3 protein-coding genes and 1 pseudogene are annotated in these 4611 nt (G+C 52.6%); 2 read left to right on the top strand and 2 right to left on the bottom strand.

The window, feature by feature from the left end; all coding sequences use genetic code 11:
* Positions 1-151, bottom strand: a pseudogene (locus DOU50_RS01200) (oxidoreductase); the annotation flags it as partial.
* Position 152: 1 nt separating this feature from the next.
* Positions 153-896: a DeoR/GlpR family DNA-binding transcription regulator gene (locus DOU50_RS01195; RefSeq protein ID WP_148768572.1), complete on the bottom strand. Its 744-nt coding sequence runs from the start codon at positions 894-896 to the stop codon at positions 153-155.
* A gap of 739 nt (positions 897-1635) precedes the next feature.
* Between DOU50_RS01195 and DOU50_RS01190 the strand changes: the two genes are divergently transcribed.
* On the top strand, positions 1636-2973 hold the full coding sequence (locus DOU50_RS01190) for a TolC family outer membrane protein (RefSeq protein ID WP_148768571.1): 1338 nt from the start codon (positions 1636-1638) through the stop codon (positions 2971-2973).
* A 120-nt stretch (positions 2974-3093) separates the two neighbouring features.
* On the top strand, positions 3094-4611 hold a 1518-nt coding region (locus DOU50_RS01185; RefSeq protein WP_148768570.1), incomplete at its 3' end, for an Ig-like domain-containing protein.

The raw sequence follows: 4611 nt of genomic DNA, 5'->3' as shown, positions 1-4611 counted from the left end.
GTTTCACCTTCTCTTCATCACGAGAAGAGACCACTGCCAGCTTAAGCCCGTCCACAGACTGGATCAGCGGGGCATGGAAGGTTTTACCGACAAATCCATACCCGATCAGCGCAATGTTGATTGTTTGAACGTTATTCATGACCTTCTCCACGTTAATTCGCGCACACCGTGACCTGCAGTGCGCTATGGTCCCCAAGCTCAGGCCAGGGACGATCTAAAAAGAGTTGTTGAATGCTGGATAACCCGGATACCAGATACGGCTCGCAGCGGTTAATTTTCAGGTGATCCGCGACAATCCAGTGCGCATGACTGGCGTCGAGCATCGCGCGTTTCACCTCGGCATCCGCTTCTTTACCGGCGCTCAACCCCAGTTCGGCATGAATGGCGCACGCCCCGAGGATGGCGATATCTGCCCGATAGCGGGACAGTAAAGACAGCGTGGCGCTGCCGGCAAACAGGCGCTGCTTGTGGTCCCATTTTCCACCGAGCAGGATCAGCTCAACGTCTTCCCGGTCGCTAAAGTGCTGGGCGATATCCAGCGATGTGGTAATGACGGTGAGCGGCCCCTGAAGAAAGGTGGCGACGGCCATCACCGTGCTTCCGGCATCCAGAAACAGGGTGGAACCCGGTGGAACCTGCTGTGCGACCTGTTTACCCAGGCGCTGTTTGGTCTCCGGCAGCAGCGTATTGCGGCCCTGACGGTTCATGGCGGAGAGGTTGAGCGCGATGGCTCCGCCGTGGTTTTTCTGCGCAAGGCCCTGGTTTTCCAGGTCGGTCAGATCCCGACGGATAGTATCGGCTGAAACCTGCAGCTTTTCGGCCAGGTCGGTGATGCTGGCCTGGCCATGCTCGCTGAGGATATCCAGGACGTAGCGTTGACGAGCGGTTTTGTGCATGTGAGTACATTCCTGCAAAATGTCGCAATAGTTTGCATAATACAGCATTTTGACGCAGAGAGAAGAGGATTGTGGTCATGACGATGTACAGCGGTGTGATGATTCAGATAGGTGATTATTAAAATTTTATTAAGCAGGTATAAGGAAGCCGTTTTGAATGTTAATCACAATGTTATTGTTATGTTTTATTTAACGATTTGGGCTATGTAACCAACGTATTGTCATTGTGTGGTTTTAAATGCTGTTAAATTAAAATAATGCAGTTTTTAATTGCTTTAATTAGTTTTTTAAAAGCTTTTAATTTTAAATATACCCCTTTGGTTACTTAAATTGACATTTCTTTGAAAATCTTTGTGTCTGACCCGCTATGAAATTAACGCAAAAATGTGCACAGAAAGAATTAAGAATTTTCCTTAGATAACAGGAGGTTTATATGTTTCATCTGAAAGGAGACTTTTAGAGTTTTGTCCAGAAACCCCATGTTTTTTCTTACTTGTAACACCACATTAACATTGTGGGTGTAGTGGGCTATACCACATTTTGTTATGCTGCTAACCAGTTTAAGAAATAAGTAAATTCTTAATTGAAATAAGACGCAGGCAGATCTCATCTCCAATGGAAATGGGTATGGGGATTATTACCTAAAATTCAGCATGGTAGCTTAATAAGATATTTGTCTAATTATCTGTACCTCTTTTTGGGTATTTGCTTGAGTATCACTCAGAGTCAGGGAGATAACATGACGATATTACGAAAGCCTATGTTACGCCGATTTACAGCAGCACTGGCATTCATTTCATTAGCCATAAATACGGCGTACGCCAATAGTAGTCAGGTGGGAATTGCCCCGGTGGCAACCACAACCTTAAAAGAAAGTATTCTTTTTGCTATCGATCGCGATCCATCAATTAGTCAGCAGGCCGCGCAATTAGGTATTGGCCAGGCACAAATAGATGAAGCGCGCAGCGGCTGGATGCCACAAATATCGCTGAACGGGAGTTCAGGGCACAGCCAGACCACCGATTCCAGCGGGTCGCTGAAGAATTCCGCCGCCTGGGGGCTGAGCCTGACCCAGTTGCTGTACGATTTTGGTAAGACCAATAACAGCATCAGCCAGTCTTCCGCCCAGCGTGATAGCTACCGCTATCAGCTGATGGGCACGCTCTCTGACGTGGCGGAAAAAACGGCGCTGAGCTATGTAGAGGTCAAACGCTATTCCGATCTGCTGCAGGCGGCAAAGGAGAATGTCCTGGCGCTTAAAAACGTTGAGCAACTGGCGAAGCTGCGCGCTGACGCGGGCGTGAGTTCGACCTCCGATGAGCTCCAGACCCGCACGCGTATTGCCGGCATGCAGGCTACGGTCGCGCAGTATCACGCCGCCTTAAACAGCGCCCGGGCAAGGCTTGCGGTATTAACCGGCATGCAGGCAGATAACTTTTCGCCAGTGCCTGCGAACCTCGCGGTTGAGCCAGATTCGCTCAACCGTATTGATTATTCGTTAATACCGGCTGTGATGGCCGCGCAGAATATGGAACGTTCGGCTCAGTATGGCGTGGAAACGGCGAAGTCCCAGCACTGGCCGACGTTAAGCCTGAAAGGGGGGCGCACCCGTTATGAATCGGACAACCGTTCATACTGGGACGACCAGATACAGCTCAATATCGATGCTCCGCTGTATCAGGGGGGCGCGGTTTCCGCTCGCGTTCGGCAGGCGGAAGGCGCACGGGCCATGGCCTCCTCTCAGGTCGATCAGGCGCGTTTCGATGTTCTGCAAAAAGCCTCCGTCGCGCAGGCGGACTGGGCCGGTGCACGGGGAAGAATGGAGGCCGGAAAGCAGCAGCTGGAAAATGCGCTGCGCGCCCGCGATGTTTATAAAAATGAATACACCCTGAGCAAGCGGAGCATTAACGATCTGCTCAGCGTTGAGCAGGATGTCTGGCAGGCCACATCAGCGAAAATAATCGCTGAGTATGATGGCTGGAGTTCGGCAATTAATTATGCTTCCGCGGTTGATAATTTAATGCCGCTTATTGGAATAGAGAAAAACGCTGCCGCAAAATTACCTGACTTGAGTTAAAAAAGACGCGCAGTGTTGCGCAAAAATAAGTCTGAAAATAATGGGTGTTTTTTCCCAGGGATAGCTACATCCGTCTGGTGGACATATCCACAGGAATCCGCACACCTGCAAGGAGAAGAAATGAGTAACGTAAAGGTTGTTGATGTCATCATTCGCAAAACGGCGGAGAAAACGAAATTAACCGGCGAAGGAAATCTGTCGGTCTCTATTTCATCGCCGAGCGTGATTGAAATCCAGGGTTCTGCTCAGGATGTGGCGCGTTATGTCCGCCAGGGGAAAGACCTCCTCATTTATATGAAAGATGGCAGCGTTATTCGCTGCAATAACTATTTTGTCGAAGATCCAGAGACGCATAACCAGTCAGAACTGGTATTCAACGACCGTCAGGAACTGACACATATTTCTTTTGCCGATGCCGGGGAAGCGTCAGGCGTTGCGGTGACCGAGTTAACCGCGCAGGCCACACCGATTAGCAGCATTCAACCTTTCCTCGAGCAGGAAAGTGTTTTAAGCGACGCGCCGTGGGGCTGGATTGCGGGAGCTGCGTTAGGCGGCGGTGCCATCGGGGCACTGCTGGCAAACGGCGGTGACGGTGAAACTAAAACAAAAGTCATTGATAATACCAAAGAAGTTGAAAGCGCCACGCCGACCTTCTTGCTGTCGGATAAAGCGGGTGACAAGCAGGGCGTGCTGAGTGCAAACGAGATCACGGACGACAGCAACCCAACCTTTAGCGGTACCGGTCAGCCGGGCGCGACCATCCAGATCAAAGACAGCAGCGGCAGCACCATTGCCAGCACCATGGTCGGCAAAGACGGCACGTGGACGGTAATATTACCGACCCAGACGGACGGGGAGCACACCTGGTCGGTCGTGCAGATCGACGGCAGTAAAACCACCGATGCGGGCAACATCACCGTAACGGTCTCGACCGCCGAGGCCGCCATTACGCTGGCCACCACGGCGGGCGATAACGTGCTGAACGCCAGCGAGCAATCTGCGGGCTTTACGCTCTCCGGCGCCAGCAAAAATCTGGCGCAGGGTACCGAACTCACCGTGACGCTGAACGGCAAAACCTACGCGGCTGAAGTCGGGGCAGACGGCGCGTGGAGTGTTAACGTACCTGCGGCAGACGCGCAGGCGCTGGGCGATGGCACCTGGACCGTCAACGTCAGCGGTAAAGACGCGGCGGGTAATACCGTCAGCGGAAGCCAGACGATTGGCGTGGATACCACCGCGCCAACCCTCTCTGTCGATACCGTCGCACAGGACAACATCATTAATGCGGCTGAGCATAATCAGCCGCTGACGCTAACCGGTAAAACGAATGCGGAAGCCGGTCAGATCGTCACGGTCACCCTGAACGGTAAAAATTATAACGCCACGGTGGGCAGCGACGGCACCTGGTCCGTCACGCTGGAGGCGGGCGACGTGCAGGCGCTCAGCGAGGGCAATCACGCCCTGACGGTGAACGTTAGCGACAAAGCGGGCAACGGCTCGTCCGTGACGGCAGATTTCACGGTGGATACCGTCGCGCCGGTCATCACCATCCATACCGTGGCGGGCGACGATATCCTTAATATCAGCGAGCAGGGCCAGGCGCACATTATTTCCGGCCAGGCGAGCGGTGCCGCCGCG

The organism is Enterobacter sp. C6 (assembly GCF_008122455.1).
Taxonomy (GTDB): Bacteria; Pseudomonadota; Gammaproteobacteria; order Enterobacterales; family Enterobacteriaceae; genus Enterobacter; species Enterobacter pseudoroggenkampii.
This window is presented reverse-complemented; position numbering and strand designations above follow the sequence as displayed.